This is a genomic window from Xanthomonas albilineans (assembly GCF_009931595.1).
Taxonomy (GTDB): Bacteria; Pseudomonadota; Gammaproteobacteria; order Xanthomonadales; family Xanthomonadaceae; genus Xanthomonas_A; species Xanthomonas_A albilineans.
This window is the reverse complement of the sequence record NZ_CP046570.1, coordinates 3,153,286-3,174,991: the sequence shown is the minus strand read 5'-3', so window position 1 is coordinate 3,174,991 and position 21,706 is coordinate 3,153,286. Positions and strand designations below refer to the sequence as shown.

General features: G+C 60.4%; 19 protein-coding genes. 14 read left to right on the top strand and 5 right to left on the bottom strand.

The window, feature by feature from the left end:
* Positions 1–20 precede the first annotated feature (20 nt).
* Together XaFJ1_RS13255 and maiA are read left to right on the top strand one after the other, a co-directional pair.
* Entirely contained in the window at positions 21–1,010 is a 990-nt protein-coding gene (locus tag XaFJ1_RS13255) for a fumarylacetoacetate hydrolase family protein (RefSeq protein WP_012917189.1), read from the top strand.
* Between the two features lie 97 nt (positions 1,011–1,107).
* Positions 1,108–1,767, top strand: coding sequence for a maleylacetoacetate isomerase (gene maiA, locus XaFJ1_RS13250; RefSeq protein WP_012917188.1), 660 nt, complete (start codon positions 1,108–1,110; stop codon positions 1,765–1,767).
* A gap of 53 nt (positions 1,768–1,820) precedes the next feature.
* Here maiA and XaFJ1_RS13245 read toward each other — a convergent pair whose 3' ends face one another.
* The gene (locus tag XaFJ1_RS13245) at positions 1,821–2,960 is read right to left on the bottom strand and encodes a PilT/PilU family type 4a pilus ATPase (protein WP_012917187.1); all 1,140 of its coding nucleotides are present in this window, start codon (positions 2,958–2,960) and stop codon (positions 1,821–1,823) included.
* Positions 2,961–3,066: 106 nt separating this feature from the next.
* On the opposite strand from XaFJ1_RS13245, the gene XaFJ1_RS13240 reads away from it, so the two are divergent.
* The 12 genes from XaFJ1_RS13240 to XaFJ1_RS13185 all read left to right on the top strand — a co-directional run bounded on the left by XaFJ1_RS13240 (position 3,067) and on the right by XaFJ1_RS13185 (position 16,973).
* On the top strand, positions 3,067–3,465 hold the full coding sequence (locus XaFJ1_RS13240; RefSeq protein ID WP_045757025.1) for a DUF4398 domain-containing protein: 399 nt from the start codon (positions 3,067–3,069) through the stop codon (positions 3,463–3,465).
* Positions 3,462–4,358, top strand: a complete 897-nt coding sequence (locus tag XaFJ1_RS13235) for an OmpA family protein (protein ID WP_012917185.1) — start codon at positions 3,462–3,464, stop codon at positions 4,356–4,358. Before XaFJ1_RS13240 ends, XaFJ1_RS13235 begins: the two co-directional genes overlap by 4 nt.
* A 319-nt stretch (positions 4,359–4,677) precedes the next feature.
* Positions 4,678–4,896, top strand: coding sequence for an HP1242/YdcH family protein (locus XaFJ1_RS13230; protein ID WP_045757024.1), 219 nt, complete (start codon positions 4,678–4,680; stop codon positions 4,894–4,896).
* A 179-nt stretch (positions 4,897–5,075) separates the two neighbouring features.
* Positions 5,076–6,446 carry a pyridoxal-phosphate dependent enzyme gene (locus XaFJ1_RS13225; protein ID WP_012917183.1) on the top strand — a complete coding sequence of 457 codons (1,371 nt, stop codon included), beginning with the start codon at positions 5,076–5,078 and terminating at the stop codon, positions 6,444–6,446.
* Positions 6,447–6,529: 83 nt separating this feature from the next.
* Entirely contained in the window at positions 6,530–7,714 is a 1,185-nt protein-coding gene (locus XaFJ1_RS13220; protein ID WP_012917182.1) for a cystathionine gamma-synthase, read from the top strand.
* A 25-nt stretch (positions 7,715–7,739) separates the two neighbouring features.
* Positions 7,740–9,101, top strand: a complete 1,362-nt coding sequence (locus XaFJ1_RS13215) for a glycosyltransferase family 4 protein (protein ID WP_012917181.1) — start codon at positions 7,740–7,742, stop codon at positions 9,099–9,101.
* A gap of 17 nt (positions 9,102–9,118) precedes the next feature.
* Positions 9,119–9,910 (top strand): ABC transporter permease, encoded by a 792-nt coding sequence (locus tag XaFJ1_RS13210; RefSeq protein WP_012917180.1) that lies wholly within the window; start codon positions 9,119–9,121, stop codon positions 9,908–9,910.
* A complete protein-coding gene (locus tag XaFJ1_RS13205) occupies positions 9,907–11,151 on the top strand; it encodes an ABC transporter ATP-binding protein (protein ID WP_012917179.1) in 1,245 nt (414 codons plus the stop codon). The genes XaFJ1_RS13210 and XaFJ1_RS13205 overlap by 4 nt, the downstream gene beginning before the upstream one ends.
* A complete protein-coding gene (locus tag XaFJ1_RS13200) occupies positions 11,148–12,578 on the top strand; it encodes a class I SAM-dependent methyltransferase (protein WP_230598092.1) in 1,431 nt (476 codons plus the stop codon). Before XaFJ1_RS13205 ends, XaFJ1_RS13200 begins: the two co-directional genes overlap by 4 nt.
* Entirely contained in the window at positions 12,571–13,491 is a 921-nt protein-coding gene (locus XaFJ1_RS13195; RefSeq protein ID WP_012917177.1) for a GDP-mannose 4,6-dehydratase, read from the top strand. Before XaFJ1_RS13200 ends, XaFJ1_RS13195 begins: the two co-directional genes overlap by 8 nt.
* The gene (locus XaFJ1_RS13190) at positions 13,488–14,456 is read left to right on the top strand and encodes a GDP-mannose 4,6-dehydratase (protein WP_012917176.1); all 969 of its coding nucleotides are present in this window, start codon (positions 13,488–13,490) and stop codon (positions 14,454–14,456) included. The genes XaFJ1_RS13195 and XaFJ1_RS13190 overlap by 4 nt, the downstream gene beginning before the upstream one ends.
* 21 nt (positions 14,457–14,477) lie before the next feature.
* Positions 14,478–16,973: a glycosyltransferase family 4 protein gene (locus tag XaFJ1_RS13185; RefSeq protein WP_012917175.1), complete on the top strand. Its 2,496-nt coding sequence runs from the start codon at positions 14,478–14,480 to the stop codon at positions 16,971–16,973.
* A 13-nt stretch (positions 16,974–16,986) separates the two neighbouring features.
* On the opposite strand, the gene XaFJ1_RS13180 is transcribed toward XaFJ1_RS13185, so the two are convergent.
* The 4 genes from XaFJ1_RS13180 to XaFJ1_RS13165 are packed head-to-tail and all read right to left on the bottom strand — an operon-like array spanning position 16,987 to position 21,705.
* Positions 16,987–19,014, bottom strand: coding sequence for a DUF7024 domain-containing protein (locus XaFJ1_RS13180; protein WP_012917174.1), 2,028 nt, complete (start codon positions 19,012–19,014; stop codon positions 16,987–16,989).
* Positions 19,011–20,336, bottom strand: coding sequence for an NAD(P)/FAD-dependent oxidoreductase (locus tag XaFJ1_RS13175; protein ID WP_012917173.1), 1,326 nt, complete (start codon positions 20,334–20,336; stop codon positions 19,011–19,013). The genes XaFJ1_RS13180 and XaFJ1_RS13175 overlap by 4 nt, the downstream gene beginning before the upstream one ends.
* On the bottom strand, positions 20,333–20,755 hold the full coding sequence (locus tag XaFJ1_RS13170; RefSeq protein ID WP_012917172.1) for a GtrA family protein: 423 nt from the start codon (positions 20,753–20,755) through the stop codon (positions 20,333–20,335). Before XaFJ1_RS13170 ends, XaFJ1_RS13175 begins: the two co-directional genes overlap by 4 nt.
* Positions 20,752–21,705: a glycosyltransferase family 2 protein gene (locus XaFJ1_RS13165; RefSeq protein WP_230598091.1), complete on the bottom strand. Its 954-nt coding sequence runs from the start codon at positions 21,703–21,705 to the stop codon at positions 20,752–20,754. The genes XaFJ1_RS13170 and XaFJ1_RS13165 overlap by 4 nt, the downstream gene beginning before the upstream one ends.
* Position 21,706 lies beyond the last annotated feature (1 nt).

The window sequence follows — 21,706 nt, the reverse complement described above, 5'->3', positions numbered from 1 at the left end:
AGACCCCGCAATGGACGGACATGAAGCTAGGTTCACTAAAGGAAGGCGGCCGTGACGGTACCTTGATCGTCGTCTCGCGCGACCTCACCCGCGCGGTGCGCGCCACTGGCATCGCCCCGACCTTGCAGCGCGCGCTGGAGGACTGGAGCACATTGGCGCCGCGCCTGAACGCGTTGTCCGAATCGCTCAATGCTGGCAGCGCCGACGGGCAGTTCGACCTGGACATGGTGGCGCTGGCCGCACCGCTGCCCCGCGCCTACGAGTTCCTCGACGGCAGCGCGTATCTGCCGCACGTGGAGCGTGTGCGGCGCGCGCGCGGCGCCGAGGTGCCGGAGAGCTTCTACACCGATCCGCTGATGTACCAGGCGGTGAGCGCCGGTTTTTATGGCCCGCGCGATGCGGTCAAGGCGGTCAGCGAGGAGCACGGTATCGACCTGGAGGCGGAGATCGTGGTGGTGACCGACGATGTGCCGATGGCGGTGGATGTGGCGCAGGCTGCCACACACATCCAGTTGATCGGCCTGGTCAACGACATTTCGCTGCGCAATCTGATTCCGGCCGAATTGGCCAAGGGTTTCGGTTTCGTACAGTCCAAGCCGCGCTCGGCGCTGTCGCCGGTGTTCGTCACCCCGGACGAACTGGGCGAGGCCTGGCGCGACGACAAGGTGCATCTGCCGCTGGTGACCCATATCAACGGTGTCTGGTTCGGCGCGCCGGAAGCCGGCGAGGACATGCAGTTCGATTTCGCCCAGTTGGTCGCGCATGCGGCCAGGACCCGGCCATTGGCGGCTGGTGCGGTGATCGGCTCGGGTACGATTGCCAACCACGACACGACGCGCGGGGCCTCCTGTCTCGCCGAGCGGCGGACCGTGGAAACCTTGCGCGACGGTATGCCGGGCACGCCGTACCTGTCCTTCGGCGACATCGTGCGGATCGAGATGCTGGATCGCGACGGCGCCAGCATCTTCGGCGCGATCGAGCAGCGCATCCAGCAGGCGCCGCGACCCTGATCCCTGGGCTGAGCGGTGGCGGTGTCGGGACGACCGATGGCCTTGCGGCGAGCGTGTCCATCGGTATCGTTGTCGCTTGTGCAGACGAAGGGTGGACATGCAAGAGGCATTGCAGCTTTACACCTACTGGCGCTCCAGTGCCGCCTACCGGGTCCGCATCGGGTTGCAGCTCAAGCGGCTGAGCTACCAGGCGCTGCCGGTTCATCTGCTGCGCGACGGCGGTCAGCAGCATTGCCCCGAATATGCGCGGCTCAACCCGCAGGAACTGGTGCCGACGCTGTGCCACGATGGTCAGCCGATCCGTCAGTCGCTGGCGATCCTGGAATACCTGGATGAGCGCTGGCCGGAGCCGCCGCTGCTGCCCGATGCGCCGATCGACCGCGCACGCGTGCGCGGGTTGGCGCAATTGATTGCCTGCGACATCCATCCGCTCAACAACCTGCGCGTGAGCCAGTTCTTCGAGCGCGACTGGAACGTGCCGCAGCCCGAGCGCGAAGAATGGACGCGGCACTGGATCACGACCGGATTCGACGCGTTAGAACAGTTGCTTGCCGAGTCGGCCGACACAGGTGCCTTCTGTCACGGTGCGCACCCTGGCCTGGCTGACTGCTGCCTGGTGCCGCAGGTCTACAACGCGCGTCGTTTCGGTGTTGACATGCAGGCCTATCCGACGCTGGAACGGATCGAGCGGGCATGCCTTGCGCTGCCGGCCTTCGACGCTGCCCGCCCGGAGCGCCAGCCGGACGCGCAAGGCTGAGCGCGCGGTGCCGGGCGCCGCTGAGAGTGGCGTCGGCCGGCTCTGATCGTGGTTCAGACGAAGCCGTGTGTGATCTGCGACGAGGCGCCGGTGTCGTTTTCGTAGTCTTCGTAGGGGTTGTGCTCGCCGCTGGCGCCCTCGGACAAGCGGAACTTCAGCGCCAGGCCGTCGCGCGAGTCGGCCGCGCGCAGTGCCGCTTCCTGATCGATCTTGTCCTCCTTGACCATCCGGAACAAACACTGGTCGAAGGTTTCCATGCCCTCTTCCAGCGATTCCTCCATCGCCTGCTTGATCTCGTGGACCTGGCCGCGGCGCAGCAGGTCGCGGATCATCGGCGTGTTCAACAGCACTTCCGAGGCGGGGCGGCGGCGCCCATCTTTGTCCTTGACCAGCCGTTGCGAGATCACTGCGCGCAGATTCAGCGACAGGTTCATCAGAACGTTCTTGTGTGCGCTCTCGGGAAAGAAATTGAGGATGCGTTCGATCGTCTGGTCGGCGTTGTTGGAGTGCAAGGTCGCCAGACACAGATGGCCTGTCTCGGCGAAGGCGATGGCCGCTTCCATCGTCTCTGCGTCCAGAATTTCGCCGATCAGGATCACATCCGGTGCTTCGCGCATCGCATTCTTCAACGCGTTTTGGAAAGCATGGGTGTCCAGGCCGACTTCGCGTTGGTTGACGATGGACAGCTTATGTTTGTGTAGGTACTCGATCGGATCCTCGATGGTGAGGATATGGCCGGTGGTGGTGCTGTTGCGGAAATCGATCATCGATGCCAGCGAGGTGGACTTGCCCGAGCCGGTCGAGCCGACCACCAGGACCAATCCGCGCGGGGTCATGATTACGTCCTTGAGGACCTGTGGCAGATGCAGCTCCTCAATGCTGGGAATCTTGCTGCGAATGGCCCGGATCACCATGCCGACCTCGCCGCGCTGCTTGAACGCGTTGACGCGGAAGCGTCCTGCGTCCTGCACGGCGACAGCCATATTGAGTTCCAGATCGCGTTCGAACTGGGGTACCTGTCCCTCGTCCATCAGCGAGTAGGCGATTTTTTTGACCATCCCCGGCGGCAGGCCAGTAGCGCCGAGTGGATACAGTTTGCCCTCGATCTTGATATAGATCGGTGCTCCCGTTGTCAGGAACATGTCCGAGGCGTTCTTTTCGGTCATCAGCTTCAGAAAGTAGCCGATATCCATGTGCAATGATTCCCAAAAAATCCTGTGTCGCCCGTTGCAAGTTGCAAGCGTGTCACAGGCTTCCGACAATAGCCGCGATTGACGTCTCCGTCCACGGCCCCCCTTAATGAAAACTAGCTTCGCACACTTCTCTTGTCAGCAGTATGTATATGTAATGGCAGCCGTATTGGTGTTGTTTGCTGCGCCCGCCGCCTTCGCTCAAGTCGCTTCGCCCGAGTTGATGGCTGCGCAGCAGGCGGTTCAGCGCGCAATCCAGGCCGATGCCGATCAGTACGCCCCGGACCTGATCGCCAGCGCCCGGCAGGGCCTGGAGCAGGCCCAGCAGGCGGCCTCGGACCGCCGCCAGCGCAAGGCCGCGCCACAGTTGGCGCTGCGCGTGGCGGCCGATGCCGACCTGGCGCGGGCGCGCAGCGAGGAGGCGGTGGCCAATGCCCAGCTCAAGCAGCGCCAGGCGGAAGTGGCGCAACTGGAACACACGCTCGGTACCGGGGAGGCGCACCCATGAGCCGTCGTTTGACAGGGGGATGGTGGCCGGCCGCGCTGGTACTGCTGCTGGCGCCGTTGATGGCCGTGGCTGCCGACGATCCGGAGCTGGCGGTGTTGAATCAGCGTCTGGTGGCGCTGCAGGCCGATCCGCGCACTGCCGACGTCGCCGCCTACGAGCGTTTGCAGGCGCAGCAGGCGCTTGCCGCGTTCGCCAACGCCAAGCGCAACGAGCGCGAGGAGGCGCGCTATCTGGCCGAGCGCCGGGTCGAGATCGCCGAGACCATGGCGCGTGCGGAGCTGGCGCGGCGTCAGGTCGACCAGTTGGAGAAAACCCGCGGCGACCTGTTGATCGAGGCCAGTCGCCGTGAGGCGGCGCGTGCGCGTCAGGAGGCCGAACGCCTGCGGGTGCAGGCGCAGATCCAGGCCGAGGAGGCCCAGAGCCTGCGTCAGGCTGCCGAGGCCGATCAGCAGGCGCGTCAGGACGCGGAACAGGCTCTGAGCAGTGTCGCCGGGCAGCAGACCGCCAAGCTCAGCGCCGTGCAACAGAAGTCGGCCAAGTTGGCGCGCGAAGAAGCCGAGCTGGTGTCCGGGGCCAAGTTGCCGGCCTCGCGCTTCGAGGGGCGTGGCGAGGTGTTCACCTTTACCGACGCCGGTTTCGGTGCCGGCAAGGCAGCGCTGTCGGCCGATGCCGCGAGCCAAGCCAAGGCCCTGGCCCAGTATCTGCAGATCGGTGCCAAGGGGCGGGTCCGGATCGAGGCCTACGACGCCGATGCTGGGGTGGCGCAGAAGCGCGCCGATGCGCTGCGCGATGCGCTGGTCAACGGTGGTGTTGCTGCCGGCCGGCTGCAGGCAGTCGGCAAGAAGGGCGCGGCGACCAAAGCGCGCGCTGCCGAGGTGGTGATTGCGCCTTGAGCGTTCGTGTTGGTTTAACGGGTTTTTTCCCTGGGCCTGAGTGTTGAACAACTGAATTGGCGCGCTGCGTCGACCGCTCTTGTCGGCGGCGGCTGAGAGGCGTAGGGTCGGTGTTCCAGGTGGCGTTCGGCTGCCTGGTTCCAAACGGAGAGCCGAGCCGATGACGCAGTTACACGCACCGCAGGATGGCGTCGCCGGGGTCATGGTCCCGGGCGTTGTGGTGGGCCTGCTGTCGGTCTATGCGCTTCCGCTCCCAGGCAACGCCCCGTGCCGTCATGGCCGGGGCGTTCCTGTTTTTCAGTTGAAGGAGGCAATTCCTATGTTCGAAGGGCAACCGCAGACCGAAATCGACGAGTTGATCAAGTCCGATCCGGAATTCAAGCAGCTTTACCAGCGCCATAAAACCTTAGATAAGAAGTGTATGGACGCCGAACTCGGCGTGCTGCCGATCGACGATGTCACCTTGGCCCAGATGAAGCGGGAAAAGCTCGTGGCCAAGCAAAAGCTGCTGCGCCTCTACGAGCAGAAGCCGCACTGAAACCCTGACAGGTTCCATTGTCGCGGGCGGTGGCAGGCCTCCTCGTCGGCCTGCCACCGTCCGCGTCATCTCGATTGAAGCCGGGAGTACGGTTTTTTCGTCTTTTTTCTCACTTTCGGTGTCCGAACGCGGATAATCAGCGTTCCAGTCGCCATCGCGGCGCGACGTCTCCGAATTCGATGGCCATTCATTCCTCCGTCCTCGACCTGATTGGCGATACTCCGATCGTCAAGGCCAGCAAGCTCGATACCGGAGTGTGCGAGCTGTATTTGAAGCTGGAAAGCGCCAATCCTGGCGGTTCGATCAAGGACCGTATCGGCCTATCTATGATCGAAGCGGCCGAACGTCGTGGCGATCTGCGTCCTGGCGCGGTGCTGGTCGAGGGAACTGCGGGCAACACCGGCATCGGCCTGGCTCTGGTTGCGCAGCAGAAGGGCTACAAGCTCATCCTGGTGGTGCCGGACAAAATGAGCCGGGAAAAGATCTTCAACCTCAAGGCAATGGGGGCCGAGGTGGTGCTGACCCGCTCCGACGTCGCCAAGGGCCACCCCGAGTACTACCAGGATCTGGCCGCGCGCATTGCTGCCGAAACCCCCAACGCCTATTTCATCAATCAGTTCGGCAACCCCGACAACCCAGCCGCCCACGAATTCGGCACCGGCCCTGAGATCCTGCGGCAGATGGACGGACGGCTGGATGCGATCGTGTTCGGTTGCGGCAGTTCCGGTACGGTGACCGGGCTTTCCCGCGCCTTTGCCGCCGCCTCGCCGCAGACCGAACTGGTGCTGGCCGACCCGGTTGGCTCGATCCTGACCGAGTACATCGAGCAGGGCACGCTGAGCGAGAAATCCGCTACCTGGCTGGTGGAGGGGATCGGCGAGGATTTCCTGCCGGAGATTTCCGATTTCAGCCGGGTCAAGAAGGCGTATTCGATCAGCGATGCGGAAAGCTTCCACACCGCGCGCGAACTGCTGGCCAAGGAGGGCATCCTCGGTGGCTCCTCTACCGGGACCTTGTTGGCCGCGGCGCTGAAATATTGTCGCTCGCAGAGCGAGCCCAAGCGCGTGCTGGTGTTCGTTTGCGACACCGGCAACAAGTACCTGTCGAAGATGTACAACGACTATTGGATGCTGGACAACGGTTTCCTGGAGCGTCCACAGTATGGCGATCTGCGCGATCTGATCCTGCGCCCGTACAGCCAGCGCGACACCGTGGTGGTCGCCCCTGGCGACCTGCTGACCATAGCCTACCAACGCATGAAGCTGTACGATGTGTCGCAGTTGCCGGTGATGGAGGGCAGCCAGTTGGTTGGGATCGTCGACGAAAGCGATGTCCTGTTGCACGTGTACGGCGACGAAGCGCGGTTCCGCGATCCGGTGTCCACGGCCATGGTCAGCAAGCTCGACCGGCTCGATGTCAAATCGCCAATCGAAGCCTTGCTGCCCGTGTTCGACCGCGGACAGGTGGCCATCGTTATGAACGACGGCGCCTTCCTCGGCCTCATCACCCGCATCGATCTGCTCAACTACCTGCGCCGCCGCGTGCAGTGACATACGCGTCGGTGCGGCTTCTGCGGCATGAGGCCGTTCAGACCTTCCTGTTACCATCACGCCCTTTATTTTCCGGACCCCCCATGACGGATCACACGTCGAACCCCCATGACGCCAGCCCCGCGCTGGCGCTGGCGACACTTGCCATCCATGGCGGTCAGTCTCCAGACCCGTCCACTGGTGCGGTGATGCCGCCGATTTACGCCACCTCCACCTATGCCCAGTCCAGCCCGGGCGAGCACCAGGGGTTCGAGTATTCGCGCACCCATAACCCGACCCGGTTCGCCTACGAGCGCTGTGTCGCGGCACTGGAAGGCGGCAGCCGTGGCTTCGCCTTCGCTTCCGGGATGGCCGCCACCGCCACGGTGATGGAATTGCTCGATAGCGGCAGCCACGTGGTGGCGATGGACGATTTGTATGGCGGCAGCTACCGCCTGTTCGAGCGCGTGCGCAAGCGCACCGCCGCGCTGGAGTTCAGCTTCGTCGACCTGACCGACCCGGCCGCGTTCGCGGCGGCGATCACCCCGTCCACCAAGATGGTGTGGATCGAGACGCCGACGAATCCGATGTTGAAGATCGTCGATATCGCCGCGATCGTCGCGATCGCGCGCAAGCATGGTCTGTTGGTGGTGGTCGACAATACCTTTGCCTCGCCGATGCTGCAGCGCCCGCTCGTCCTGGGAGCGGACATCGTGGTGCATTCGGCGACCAAATACCTCAACGGCCATTCCGACATGGTGGGTGGCATCGCCGTGGTCGGCGACAACGCCGACCTGGCCGAGCGACTGGCGTTCCTGCAGAACTCGGTGGGCGGCGTGCAGGGGCCGTTCGACAGCTTCCTGGCGTTGCGCGGGCTCAAGACGTTGCCGCTGCGCATGCGCGCGCACTGCGACAACGCCCTTGCGCTGGCGCAGTGGCTGCAAGCGCATCCGGCGGTGGAGCAGGTGATTTACCCGGGTCTGGCGTCGCATCCGCAGCACGCCCTGGCGAGCCGGCAGATGGCCGGCTACGGCGGCATCGTCTCGATCCTGCTCAAGGGCGGTTTCGCGGCGGCCAAGCGCTTCTGCGAACGGACCCACCTATTCACCCTGGCCGAATCCCTGGGCGGCGTCGAAAGCCTGGTCAACCACCCAGCGGTGATGACCCATGCTTCGGTGCCGGCGCAGCGTCGCCAACAGCTCGGCATCAGCGATGCGCTGGTGCGGTTGAGTGTGGGGGTGGAGGAGGTGGGGGATTTGCAGCAAGACCTGGAGCGTGCTCTGACATGATCGAGCCGCGGCTGGAGTCCTGCCGGTGAACGACCTTCGCCGGCGCGGGCCGAAGGGTCTGTTTTTGCTCAATCTGTCTGCTTGGATCAGGCAGCGCAGCGGGCTGGGCGTGCTGTATCGGAAGTTGCCTCTTTCCTGGCGCGTGGGTGCAGCTCGGCTGCTGTCAGCGTCGTCTGCCGAAAGTGTGCGCTTTGCGCGTACGCCTGCATGGGATAGGCCGTTGCCCTCGGCTGTCGCTGGCCCAGTCGCGCCGATGCAAGCGACTGTAGGTCCAGGAGTCAATATTCTTGGCTATGTACGCGGACAGTTCGGCCTGGGTGAGAGCCTGCGCATGTACGCACGTGCGCTGATCGAGGCTGGGGTACCAGTGCGATTGTTCGACATCGACCTCGGTCTGCCGCACGGTTGGGATGACCATAGCCTGGATGCTTGGATTGGCGATGATCTGCCCTATGCGGTCAGTATTATTTTTGTCAATCCCGATTATCTGAAGTCGGCGCTCGAGCTCGTGGGCGTCGAGCGTCTCGCAGGAAAACATCTGATCGCCTGTTGGTTCTGGGAACTTGAGCGCGTCCCCAGCGCATGGCTTCCCGCCATTGCCTTGGTCGACGAAATCATGGTCTCCACACGCTTCATTGAAAACGCATTCTCCATGGTCACTGACAAGCCGATTTTGCGCGTGCCGCAGCCACTTTCAGCCATTGGCGACAGCGGCCTGCAACGCGCAGATTTTGGGCTCGAAGAAGATAAGTTTATCTTTCTGATAACCTTCGACTTTAATTCTTGGGTCGAGCGCAAAAATCCCTATGCCGCGATCGCGGCATTCAAACGTGCTTTCCCAAAGGGACGCGACGATGTGCGGTTGTTGGTGAAATCCAGCAATGGGCATCGGTACCAAGATTGGTTCCGTCGCCTGCTCAACGAGGTAGCCACCGATCCACGCATTGTCGTGCGCGACGAGGTGATCGATCGCGCTCATGTTCATGCCTTGCAACGCTGCTGCGATGCTTATGTCTCGCTGCATCGCGCGGAGGGCTTCGGTTTGGGGTTGGCGGAATGCATGGCGATGGGCAAGCCGGTCATTGCGACAGCCTGGTCGGGAAACCTGGACTTCATGGAGACCGGCAATGCCATGCTGGTGGGATATCGGTTGGTGCCTGTGCGCGAGGGCGAGTATCCACACGAACATGGCGATGTCTGGGCCGAGCCCAACGTGGAAGAGGCAGCCGCGTTCATGCAAATGCTCGCCGATGACCCTGTTCGAGCACAGAAACTCGGCCAACGGGCGGCGGAATCTGTCGGTACGCTCCTCTCGCCGCAGCACGCGGCCCGCGCCATCGATGTTCGCTTGCGTCAGCTCACCGCCAGCCCGGCGCTACACTCCTAACACGATTGAGGAACCTCATGTCATCATTAATTGCGGCCGCATGGCGCTACAGGGGCTTCATCGTTTCGTCGATCGCCAACGATTTCCGCTCCAAGCTTGCGCGTAGCAAACTGGGCACGCTCTGGATCGTTCTGCAGCCATTGGCACAGGCATTGATTTTCGCGGTGGTGCTGTCGAATGTCTTGGCGGCCAAGCTCCCGGGCGTCGAAAACCACTTCGCTTTCGCGGTCTATCTGCTTTCCGGTCTATTGTGCTGGTCCGCGTTCGCGGAGATCGTGCAGCGTTGCCTCACAGTCTTCATCGATAATGGCTCGCTACTGAAAAAGATGCAGTTCCCAAGAATCAGCCTGCCTTTAGTCGCGGTAGGTTCGGCAATGGTAACCAATGTTGCCTTGCTCGCGGTCATCATGGTGCTTGTGCCGATCTTGGGCATCTCGCTGACGCCTGCGCTGGTTTGGTTGCCGTTGTTATTGTCGATTAACGTCGCATTGGCGACCGGGATCGGCCTGCTTCTTGGTACGCTCAATGTGTTCGCGCGCGATATCGGACAGATCATGGCGGTGGCGATGCAGTTCTGGTTCTGGATGACACCGATTGCTTATCCCGCACAGGTTGTCCCTGAAAGGTTCCAAGCGATCCTGCGACTGAATCCCGTCGCCGCACTGGCGACGGGGTACCACGACATCTTTCTATATGGTCGTGCGCCGCAGAACTCACTCGTCTATCCGGCGGTGTTTGCATTGGTGGCGCTTGCCCTTTCGTTCTTCGTTTTTCGGCGCGCCTCCGCCGAGATGGTTGATGCCCTATGAGCAATTCCGTACTGATCGTCGATGGTGTGGGCAAGTGCTACCGAAGTTATCGGAGCGAGTTGCAACGCTTCGCCAGTTGGTTCGGCGTTCCCATCAAGCCGCAGTCCGAGCACTGGGTGTTGCGGCATATTTCATTCCGGATAGGGCGTGGCGAAGCCGTCGGCCTCGTCGGGCAGAACGGTGCCGGCAAGAGCACGCTGCTCAAGATCATCACTGGCACGGTCCGCCCAAACGAAGGCTCGGTGGCGGCTATCGGGCGCATTTCGGCGCTTCTGGAGCTCGGGCTCGGCTTCAATGCAGAGCTAACCGGTCGCGAGAACGCACGTCATGCTCTCGGCCTGATGGGGGCGGCGAGTCACGAGATCGAACCGATGCTCGAATCGATCGAGGATTTCGCCGAGATTGGCGAGTACTTCGACCAGCCGATCCGTGCCTATTCAAGCGGCATGCAAATGCGCGTGGCCTTCAGCGTGGCGACTGCTGTGCGGCCGGAAACCTTGATCGTTGACGAGGCACTATCAGTGGGAGACTCGTACTTCGTACACAAGTGCTTCAAGCGGATACGTGAATTCCGAGAGGCTGGCACGACACTTCTGATCGTTTCCCATGATGCTGGTGCAATCCAGGCCTTGTGCGATCGCGCGCTGTTGATCGAGGGGGGGCGGTTGATCAGAGACGGCGATCCGCAGGAAGTCATGGATTACTACAACGCTCTGATTGCCGAAAAGGAGAACGCGAGCGTCAGGACTGCAAGTACCGAGGACGGCCGTACAGCGACCGAGTCCGGTACTGGCGAGGCGGTTGTTGATTCGATTCAACTTCTCGACGAAACCGGCAATCCAGTTGAGTACGTTGGCGTAGGCGATGCGGTGACCCTGCGTTGCAAGATTCGCGTTAACGAGTCGATCGACCGGCTCGTGCTCGGTTACATGATCAAAGATAGGCTGGGTCAGCCTGTTTTTGGCACGAATACCCACCACACGGGGCAGACGCGAGAACGCTTGCAGGCAGGTGACCAGTTGATCGCTAATGCCCGTTTCCCGATGAACCTCGGTCCAGGGACTTATTCGGTGTCGGTGGCGTTGTCCAGTACAGAGACGCATCTGGTCAGGAATTACCAATGGCGCGACTTGGCCCTGGTTTTCAATGTGGCCAATATCCGTCACGACACCTTCGTGGGTACGGCCTGGATTCCACCAACTCTGTCGATCGAAGTCCCGCGCGGAGATCGCTTGCCGTGACTCCTCAGCCTAAAATCGTCGCCACTCCCTCGCCGGTGCTGATAGAAATGAGCGTGGGCGAAATCCTGCGGAAGATCAACGCGGTCGTGCTAAGAAGAAAGGCAACGGGCGTAACTGGCGTCGATTCCCTGCGCTGGCCGGAAAATTTCGAGATATGGACCGCAGCCGCACCCGCAACGCCACCACGAGAAGTCTATGACTTGGGTGATCTGCTTTCTCAGGACGATGCCGATTTCGTTAGCAACGCGTATCGTGTGCTGCTGCGTCGTGCGCCGGACTCGGTCGGGTTCCTCGAGAACATAGAGGCGCTGCGTCGAGGTGCGCAGACCAAGTTGGACGTCATTGCTTTATTGCGTTTTTCACCCGAGGGCATGGCTGCCGGCGTGCCTGTGCGTAGATTGCGCCTAGCGTGGCTATTGCATCGCTGGAAGCGCAAGCGTCTGGTGGGTCCCATCCTCTCCTGGGCCCATGCGCTGCTCTGCCTCGGGCGTCGCGGAAGCCAAATGGAGTGGCTGGAGGTTCGCGGCGCGCGCGAGGTCCATCGATTGGGGAGGCATGTCAACCAGATAGTGCTCGAGGCTGGCAGCCGGCTCGAGGCAATCGAGCATGAACTCTCCGCGTTGCGTGAAACGCGCAAAACGCTGGATGCTTTGGTGCAGTCCAACTTGCGTCTGGAAAAGCGTGAAAGCCGACTGCTTGAGGAGGAGGCGCGTCGTGCCGCTCTTGCGCCACAGTTGGACGCGCTGTATTCAGCGTTCGAAGATCGCTTCCGTGGACCCGAGTCACTGATCCAGGCGCGCGCACGTCCCTACTTGCAACTCGTTCGCGAGTGCGGCGCGGGAACTTTAGAGGCTCCAGTCGTCGACGTTGGCTGCGGTCGTGGGGAATGGCTTGCGTTGTTACGTGACGAAGGGCTGCATGCGCGCGGCGTCGATCTTAATTCCCGTTTTGTCAGTGATGCGGCTGTGCGGGGTATGGAGGTGATCGAGGGTGACGCGATCGAGGTGCTTCGAGCGATGCCAGCAGGCAGTGTTGGCGCGATCACCTCGATGCACTTGGTCGAGCACCTGCCGTTCGACCGCGTTGTTGAACTCATTGACGCATGTCATCACGTATTGCGACCCGGCGGCGTGTTGATCCTCGAAACTCCGAATCCCGAAAACCTGGATGTGGCGACGATCTATTTCTACATGGATCCTACCCATCGCAATCCGCTGCCACCAGAGATGCTGCGTTGGGTCGTCGAGGCGCGTGGTTATTCGGATGCAAGGATCGAGCGCCTCAGTGAATGGCGCGATCTGATTGCTCCACCCTTGCTACCCGACGATCTGCCCGGATCATCCTCGATCAACACTCTGCTTGCTCGCACGCACGTCGCTCCCGATTACGCGATCGTTGCCCATCGTGGGGAAGTTCCGCATGAATGAGGTACGTAAAAAGCTTCTTGTGACTGGGGCCGGCGGGTTCGTCGGAAAGCATCTGCTGGACGCGGTGGCGCGGGGACAGTTCGGTCATGTTGAGGCGATGTCATTGCCAGCCGGTACTGACTTGCGCGATATGGCTGCAATCGAAAGTGCGCTGGGCGATGCGTGTCCTGACGCGGTAGTCCACCTTGCTGCACAGAGTTTCGTACCCCAGTCGTTCGACGACCCTGATGAGACTTTGCAGGTCAACTTGATCGGAACCCTGCATCTCCTTCAGGCGCTTGCGCGGAAAGGCTTCTCCGGGCGCTTCCTGTACGTTAGCTCCGGTGATATTTACGGACGCGTTCCCGAGGGCGATCTCCCTGTCGACGAGACCCTTCTGCCGGAACCTCGCAGCCCGTATGCCGTCAGTAAATGGGCCGCCGAACAGCTCTGCATGCAGTGGCATCGAAGCGAGAAGCTCGACGTGGTGATCGCGCGCCCGTTCAATCACGTAGGCGCTGGCCAGGGAGGTCGTTTCGTGCTTTCTTCCCTTGCTCGGCAGGTGGTCGCCATTGCCGAGGGGCGGCAGCCCGCAGTGATCGAGGCGGGGGATATCGATACGACGCGCGATTTCAGTGACGTGCGCGATGTCGTCTCGGCTTATGCTGCCCTGCTGACACGCGGCAGGTCCGGCGGAATTTATATTGTTGCGTCTGGCGTAGAGCGCCGCGTCCGCGATTTGCTCCTTGAAATGTGCCGTCTCACTGGCGTCGAGGCGGAAGTCCGCCAAGATCCCGCCAAGATGCGTCCTGCCGAGCAGAGGCGCATGGTGGCCAGTCCCGCGAAACTCCAGAGCGATACCGGCTGGATGCAGGCTTTCGACATACAATCAACGCTTTCCGAAATTCTCGAACATGCAAGGAAAAATCAATGAGTAAGAACGCACTGATCACTGGCATTACCGGCCAGGATGGCGCATACCTCTCTCGGCTTTTACTGTCCAAAGGCTACAAGGTGCATGGCATTCTTGCCCGTCGCAGCAGCGACACGCTGTGGCGTCTGCGCGAATTGGGCATCGCCGATGACGTCGTCCTGCTTGATGGCGATCTTACGGATCTGTCGTCACTCATCCGCGCCATGCATATGTCCAAGGCTGACGAAGTTTATAACCTTGGTGCCCAGAGCTTTGTCGGTTCGTCTTGGCAGCAGCCGATTCTGACGGCTCAAGTCGATGGCGTAGGTGCGCTCAACGTGCTCGAGGCAGTGCGCATCGTCAATGACAAGGCCCATTTTTACCAGGCATCCACCAGTGAGATGTTCGGCTTGATCCAGGCCGAGATGCAGAGCGAGTCGACGCCTTTTTATCCGCGCAGTCCCTACGGCGTGGCGAAGTTGATGGCGCATTGGGCGACGGTGAACTATCGAGAGAGCTTCGGAATGCACGCTTCGAGCGGCATCCTGTTCAACCATGAGTCCCCGCTGCGGGGTATCGAGTTCGTGACCCGCAAGGTCACCGACGCCGTGGCTCGTATCAAGCTGGGCAAGCAGCGGGAGCTGCGCCTGGGCAACATCGATTCAAAGCGTGACTGGGGCTTTGCCGGTGACTACGTCGAGGCGATGTGGCTGATGACGCAGCAGGCGGAAGGCGGTGATTATGTGGTTGCCACCGGTCTCACCACGACGGTGCGCGATATGTGCAAGATTGCCTTTGGCCACGTGGGCCTGAAGATGGATGATCACTTGGTGATCGACGAGAAATTTTTCCGTCCGGCTGAGGTGGACGTGCTGCTCGGAAACCCTGGCAAGGCGATGGAAAAGCTGGGCTGGAAACCCAAGACGTCCCTGGAACAGCTGATCACAATGATGGTAGACGCGGATATGCGTCGACTTTCGATCTGAATGACTGAGTAGGGGAATACGGTGCGTCTTGCTATCGACATGCAGGCGTGCCTGACCGATTCGCGCGACCGCGGGATCGGCAGGTATGCAGACAACTTGGTTGCTGAGATGGTGCGTCAGCGCCAGGACGACGAGATCCTGCTGGCGCTGGATGGTGCTGACCCTGTGCGCCTGCGCCAGGCACGGTCGCGCCTGCGCCATCAGTGTGTGCCTACGGCAACGACAGTGATGCATTACCCCACAAGCGCTTTCGTCGATCATGACACGCTACGCATGCAAAGTGCTGCGCGTCTCCGTGGCAGATTCTTTGAATCCTTAGGGTTGAATGCATTTCTGCATACCAGTTACTTTGAAACGGGTGGCAGTTATACAACCGCAATCAACTGGGCAGCGGATTCGCGGCCGAAGACGGCCGTCATTGCATACGATGTGATACCGCTACTATATCCGGAGCGCTATCTGACGCCGCATCCGTTCATGGCTGAGTGGTATCCGCGTAAATGTGAGAGTTTTAGTAAATTCGATTGTTTTCTGGCGATATCCCAAGCGACGCGAGTCGACCTGATCGAACAACTTGGTATTTCTCCGGAAAAGATTCATGTGATCAATGCCGGACTTGATCCGGAAATGTTAGCCATTGCGCAGGCTGACTCGCCTGTGGATGAGGGAATCCTCGCGCGGCGCGGCATCGACGCCCCCTTCGTGCTAATGGTTGGCAATGGTGACTGGCGCAAAAATACCCTTGGTGCGCTCGAGGCTTTTGCACGACTGCCGCGTAGCCTTCAGAAAAAGTATCTGCTTGTGCTCACCCAAGTCGGCACAGATGTCAAAGAGGCACTCGCAGGGTCTTTCTCGCATATCGCTTCGCGGGTGCGTGTGCTTGGCCGTGTCGATGATGTTGAGTTGGCTACGTTGTACCGGGCTTGTCGAGTGTTCTATTTTCCCTCATTTTATGAAGGCTTTGGTCTGCCTGTACTTGAGGCAATGGCATTTGGTGCGCCTGTTATAAGCGCCAACACGGGCAGCCTGCCAGAAGTCGTGCACGATCCGCGTTGCCTGTTCAACCCGCATGACATCGACACGGCTGCATCGCTTCTTGAGGCCGCCTTGGAAGATGTAGCCTTTCGTGAGGTGCTGGTTTCCGGCGTCAAGGCGCATGCTTGGGCTTACAATTGGAAGTCATGCGCTGAAGCCGCATTCGCTGCGATGCGAACTCTGGCCGGCGACGTCAATGCGGTGCAGTCGCAGTTTGGCAACGCCGGCGATTTCGATCGTGTGCGGGTGACTCAGGAGGACATCGATGTCTGGTCGGGGCTCCTCATTGATGCCCCCGATGCAGTCGGTCATCTGGAACAGGGGCTGGCTGCGGCTGCCGCGTGTGGTCGACGCCGCATCCTGGTTGATGTTAGCGAGGTGGTGCGACTGGACGCACGTAGCGGCGTTCAGCGCGTTGTCCGCAATTATTGTGCAGGCCTGCACGCGTTAGCTGACGATGTGGGCGTGGAAGTCCAGCCTATCTGTTGGACCGAGCACGGCATCCTGTATGCCAGTGATTACGCCGCCAACCACCTAGGTATGTCCATTCAGACCGCCAAAGCGGCCATGCGAGTCACGGTGAAGCCGAATGACCTGTTGCTGATGCTCGACTCATCGTGGTGGAGTCCCGAACGATTTGATGCCCTGCACGCCCAGGTGGCCGCCGCAGGCGGCGAGGTGGTCTGGATGGTCTATGATCTTATTCCCTTGCTAGTGCCGCATACCTGCGATCCCGTCATGCCGCCAGTGTTCCGGAGATGGCTTGAGCATGCCGCCGCCACCGCGGATGGGTTTGTCTGCATTTCCGAGGCGACGCGGCAGGATCTTGAGCGTTTCCTAGATGCGCAGCCCGCGCATCCAGTGGCAAGACCCTGGACGCGCACGATGCACCTCGGTAGCGATCTGGAGTCTGGCCAGATCGCCGGCCAGGCTTCAGCGGTGATTGCGTCGCTGCTGGAAGCACTAGAGGCCAAGCCGCTAGTCTTGGCAGTTGGCACAGTCGAGCCGCGCAAGGACTACGCGACCATTCTGGCAGCCTTCGAAAAAGTGTGGGCACGTGGTGGTAATGCCGCACTGGCCATCATCGGTAAACATGGATGGAACGTCGAAGAGCTTGTGCTGAAACTCCAGACGCATCCACAATTGGGTACACGACTTTTCTGGTTGCAGGGAATGTCGGATACCGACCTTCACCACCTGATGGACAGAGCGGACGTCTTGGTCCAGGCATCGGTTGCGGAAGGGTTCGGTTTGCCTCTGGTGGAGGCCGGCAGTCGCGGCAAGCCACTCTTGCTCAGCGATCTCGCGGTTTTCAAGGAGATCGCGGGCGAGGAGGCAAGCTACTTCCCTGTAGGTGATGTAGATGCGCTGGCAAGTGAGATCGAACGTGGTGTAGCGAGCGGATGGAAGGTGCCGGCGAATATCCGGACCTTGACTTGGCGCGAATCGTCACGCGGATTGATGGAGAGGTTGCTGTACTAGGTGACCCATCCCCTCAGGGCGGCAGCGGCTTCAAGCTCAGGGAGACAAGGCCGATGCCGAGTTCGCGGCTGTCGGATGACAATCCCAGGCTCGCTGGCGAAGCCGGCTTGTCGTAACGCAGTTCCACTTCGAGGTTGGCACCTGCGACCAGCGCTGGCAATTGGATGGCTATGGTCGCGGGCTGCGGCTCGGATGCGGTCAGCGTGCGGGTTTGCCAGGGGCCACCATTGACCCGAGCTTTCACCGTCATTGTCTGGCGGCTATCGTGCCAAAGGCCATTGGCTTGCAGCATTAGGTACGATCCTTTCGTGACCGACTGCTTTACTTTGAGGTGGAGGCTGGAGCGCTCACCGAGCGACCACACGCCCCAGGGCTCGTCCACCGACCAGCCCTCGCCTAGGTAGGGGCGCAACTCGTTAGGCCCCGCAGGCTGATTTACCGACAACATGACCCTCAACGCCTCAATATTCTGCAGGTCGACCGAAAAGTAAGTCGGCTCCCTAGGCAGCGATGGGAATTGCTCGTCCACGAGCCGAGCGCCCGCCGCAGCGGTGAGTCCGCAGGCACCCGCTGGATATAGCGCGACGTGGTGTTGCGTACCTGGGAGAAATAGCGCCTTGCGGCAGCCTTGGCCGATTACCAGGGCCGGGCCCTCGGGGGTAAGCTCTCCCAATTGCGCGTTTCGTTCCGCGAACACCTCGGGGCTAGGGTTCCAAAGCCACGGGACATACGTATAAATCAAAGCAGCAGCGCGGCTGGGCGTGGTGTATGACTCGGGCTTGGTTGGTAGATAATCGCTTATGCCAATGGCAGCGGCAGCATAAGCCGTAATCCAGGCGCCACGCGCGAGCCAGCGATTCAATCGCCCGTCAGGCAAAGGTTCAAGCAGCGCGATAATTGGATAAAAAAGGCACAGATACCATAGGCCGTAACGCGCAGGTCCTGCGGTGCCGCCGGAATTGATATTGGTCGTGGCGGCTTGCGCTGCCATTGCAGACAGCAAGAAGACGATGGAGAAGGCGGCCATGCCAAGCTTGGGCAGGGTAAGTCGACGCGTGTACAGCCCATGTGCAGCTACCAGGAGCAGCAGTAGACCGAGGGGCCAGTTCGGGAGCAGTCCGACATCGGGGTCGACCAAGTACTGCATGGATGAAAGAACATCCAGGTGGGCTACTTCCGCGCCTTTGTTGATCAACTGCGGAGTCAGTCCGCCATAGCGCGAGAAATAGTAGAACGGATGCAGGAGCGCCAATAGTGCGGCTGTAACAAGTGCCAGGACATCAGCTAGCCCGGGCTTGTCGGTTACGCTTGGACGATAGGCTGTAAGGGCTAGGATGCAGGCCGCAATGGCGGGAAACACGAAGCTGATGTTCTGGGTTGTCACCAGTGCCAGCATCAGCCCCGCAAAGGCCCAGCGCCGTTCCAAGGTCAAGCTCATTGCCGCAATCGTCAAGACAACGGTGAATAACTCGGTATGGACTTTGTCGACATACCAAAGCGCTGGTGATGTCACGACCAGAGCCAGCGCTGCGACTGTACCCTTGAAGCCATGCAGGCGAAAGCAAAGCAGCAGTATGCCCGCTATTAATAGCGAATGTAGAAGCAGGAACCCGGCATGCGATGCTCGGGTCAGCCCAAGGTGCCCTGCTGGCGTGCCCACAGCGCTCGCCATGAGAGGATAAAACCAGAAATGGTTGAAGTCGGTTTCGCCCCCAAGCGTCAGAGGCACATAGGCTTGCTTTAGTTGATCTGCAGTTTGCAGCGAGGCAATACTTCCCTGTTGCCGCAATCGCTCATACGCTTTCCATGTGGGAGCTGTAACAAATGGTCGATGTGTCTGGCTAATGGCCAGTTCCATCGCGTAATACTCTGCGCCGTCGCCGACCCTTGTCGCCGGGAAGCGCATCAAGGCGGTATAAACGACGCAAGTTATAACAAGAAACGCGATCAAGTAGGCGAGCGCCACCCGAAATCGGCGTTGTGTGGGCGAAAGACGACGCAACAGATCATCCGTGCCCTGTGCGGCGTAGTACGTATTCACCCAGTGTTCCTCCTTGTCGAAAGAATGCTGCGGCCGAGGTCGCGGCCTTCGCGCACGGCGTAGTTGGTGCCGCGGTCCTCCGGATAAACCTGAGCCATGCTGGTGACGAAGGTGTTGGCCAGCGGCGTCGCGCGGCCAGGCACAAACTGCGAGTAGTGCTTTTCGGCGATCGGCTGCGCATAGTCGGCACGCCACACGTGGACGTCCTGGATCCAACTACGGTTGAATTCGGGAAACATCTTCTGCAGATGAGGTACAGAGAAATCCAGCAGCTCCTCATCGCTCATGGTGTACATCAAGTGGCTTGGAGGAAGGTACTTTGACAGGTACACGATGTGGCGACCGCCATACGAACTCGGCGGCTCGAAATTAGTATGTTCGATGACGCCGACGTAGGGGAAGCCAGGGTCGTTGACGTTGAGCCAGTATGTGTCGGATAGGCTGCGGTCCAGGCTTAGCACCATGCAGACGTTGGATAAATAGCGGACACGACGCAGTCGGTCGAGATAATCCTGCGGTGCGCTTCCCTCCAACAGGTCCGCGGTGATCGGAAATGCTGTGGAAAGCACCACGTTTTCGGCCGTCACGGCGCCGTCGCTGGTTTCCACGCCTGTTGCACTGCCGGCATCGGTTGTCACACGGAGCGCCCGAGTGGATAGACGGATTTCGCCGCCGAGCTTGGAAATTTCCTCGCCAAGGCGATTGGCTAGTTCGGCAAAGCCGCCTTTGTAGTACGCAAGCACCTCATCGCCGGAGCTGCTCCGGCTGCCACCACGCAGGACCAGCTTCTTCCAGAACCAGACTGCAGATACATCATCGGCTACATCGCCGAACTTGCCGACCAGGAGCGGGTCCCACACGACGTCATAAGCATTTTGCCCGCAAAGGTCTATCAGCCATTCCTTGGCGCTGAGCTTTTCGAGCTGTTTCCAATCCTTCACTGACCGTGCGCGCAGCACCGCAATGCCGAGTCGGATTCGATCGTGGAACGGGAGCGCCTTGAAACGCAATAGATCCAACGGGGTGCTCAGCCGGAAGAATTGGTCGGCATAGTACATGCCGGTACGGGTCGGCCTGAGTAAGATTTTCTCGCGCTCGCCGAGTTCTTCGATCAGCTTGAATATCTCCGCGTCATTATTGAACCAATGATGATAGAACTTCTCAAGAACCTCATCGCCAACCTTGAAGCCGCCGGCCAGGCCACCAAGCTCACCATCTCTCTCGATGACCACCACGCGCTTCCCGGCTTTGGCTATCTCGTAAGCCACGGACAAGCCGGCGAAGCCGCCGCCGACGACAGCAGTATGGAATTGGTTGCTCATTTGCTTGATTTGCCCGTTGATGCTTTGAAGGTGATGGCACGATTCAGCGAAAACTGAAGGATCAGAACGAAAAACAGCGTTGCGAGTTTAGCTGGTAGCGGTGCCCAGCCCAGCACGCCGACCAATATCCACAGTAGAGCGCTGGAGGCTAGATATCCGACTAAGGCCGCAGCGAAAAACAAGCTCAGCCGCTGCAAGGTCTTGTCATATGCCTGGAAGGTAAAGTGCCGGTTCAACGCGAAACTGATTAAGGTGCCGGCGGCATAGCCGATTGCATTGGCTGCCTGGTAATTGACGTGCAACCAGATGAGTAGGGTGTATAGCGACAGGTCGACCATTACACCGGTGCCGCCACACATGGCATACAGGATGAACTGCCGCAACCGCGGATCGGCGATGGTTGTACGCAGGATCTTCATGCTTGGGGCCCGCTGGCTATGTCGTCGAGGTTAGCTGTCGTCTCGATCACCGTTTGCGGGCTTGCATTGACATGACGGAGAACCCGTCCAACGTACTCGCCGATCACGCCAAGTGCGAGCAGTTGCGCGCCACCGATGATCAATGCCGCCACAATCAGTGAAGACCAGCCCACTGGCATTGCATTGATGGTGAACCGCTGTATAACGAAGGCCAACGCTAGCAGGAATCCGAATGCGGATAGTGCAATGCCCATAAGGGAAGCTAGGCGCAAGGGCAGTACGGAAAAACTGGTCGCCATCTTGAGCCAAAGCGAGATCGACTTGCGCAGGCTATAGCCTGATTGTCCATCGGCACGGGAATGATGGTCGATGGTAATGCTGGTGATCCGGCTGGTTGTGGTCAAAATCAAACCATCGAGATAAACATTTGGTCCGTTGAACTTGATCAGCTCGTCCCGCACGCCAGACACCATTGCCCTAAAAGGGGACAGGTACAGACCCTTCGGTTTGCCGAGCAGCTGCGTGGCGGCCCAATCGTTGAAGTTGCTGCCCAATCGCTTCCAAAGAGCGTGCCGCTTGGAGTGGAAGCCCGCATAGCAGACGTCATAGCGGTCGCCCAGGGCGCTCAGCAGCGTGGGGATATCGATGGGAGCGTGTTGCAGGTCGTCGTCCATGGTGACGATGCGCTTGCCCCTGGCCATGCGCAACCCGCACATGATCGCATTGTGTTGGCCTGCATTCTTGCGCAGGCTGACTACCTTCCACCAGTCGTGCCTGCGTGCTAGTTCGAGCAACACATCCCGTGACCGGTCCGGGCTGCAATCGTTGACCAGAATCACCTCGAACGCGTCGCCAAACAGGGGGGGCAGGGCCTCCTCGAGTTTCTGCGCAAGTGCGGGAAGGATTGATTCGCTGCGGTATACCGGAATGACGACCGACAGCTCGTACATC

Bases quoted from the DNA above. Each gene is read 5' to 3' on its own strand.
- XaFJ1_RS13255 (WP_012917189.1), top strand. From the start codon at position 21: ATGAAGCTAGGTTCACTAAAGGAAGGCGGCCGTGACGGTACCTTGATC.
- maiA (WP_012917188.1), top strand. From the start codon at position 1,108: ATGCAAGAGGCATTGCAGCTTTACACCTACTGGCGCTCCAGTGCCGCC.
- XaFJ1_RS13245 (WP_012917187.1), bottom strand. From the start codon at position 2,960: ATGGATATCGGCTACTTTCTGAAGCTGATGACCGAAAAGAACGCCTCG.
- XaFJ1_RS13240 (WP_045757025.1), top strand. From the start codon at position 3,067: ATGAAAACTAGCTTCGCACACTTCTCTTGTCAGCAGTATGTATATGTA.
- XaFJ1_RS13235 (WP_012917185.1), top strand. From the start codon at position 3,462: ATGAGCCGTCGTTTGACAGGGGGATGGTGGCCGGCCGCGCTGGTACTG.
- XaFJ1_RS13230 (WP_045757024.1), top strand. From the start codon at position 4,678: ATGTTCGAAGGGCAACCGCAGACCGAAATCGACGAGTTGATCAAGTCC.
- XaFJ1_RS13225 (WP_012917183.1), top strand. From the start codon at position 5,076: ATGGCCATTCATTCCTCCGTCCTCGACCTGATTGGCGATACTCCGATC.
- XaFJ1_RS13220 (WP_012917182.1), top strand. From the start codon at position 6,530: ATGACGGATCACACGTCGAACCCCCATGACGCCAGCCCCGCGCTGGCG.
- XaFJ1_RS13210 (WP_012917180.1), top strand. From the start codon at position 9,119: ATGTCATCATTAATTGCGGCCGCATGGCGCTACAGGGGCTTCATCGTT.
- XaFJ1_RS13205 (WP_012917179.1), top strand. From the start codon at position 9,907: ATGAGCAATTCCGTACTGATCGTCGATGGTGTGGGCAAGTGCTACCGA.
- XaFJ1_RS13195 (WP_012917177.1), top strand. From the start codon at position 12,571: ATGAATGAGGTACGTAAAAAGCTTCTTGTGACTGGGGCCGGCGGGTTC.
- XaFJ1_RS13190 (WP_012917176.1), top strand. From the start codon at position 13,488: ATGAGTAAGAACGCACTGATCACTGGCATTACCGGCCAGGATGGCGCA.
- XaFJ1_RS13175 (WP_012917173.1), bottom strand. From the start codon at position 20,336: ATGAGCAACCAATTCCATACTGCTGTCGTCGGCGGCGGCTTCGCCGGC.
- XaFJ1_RS13170 (WP_012917172.1), bottom strand. From the start codon at position 20,755: ATGAAGATCCTGCGTACAACCATCGCCGATCCGCGGTTGCGGCAGTTC.
- XaFJ1_RS13165 (WP_230598091.1), bottom strand. From the start codon at position 21,705: ATGTACGAGCTGTCGGTCGTCATTCCGGTATACCGCAGCGAATCAATC.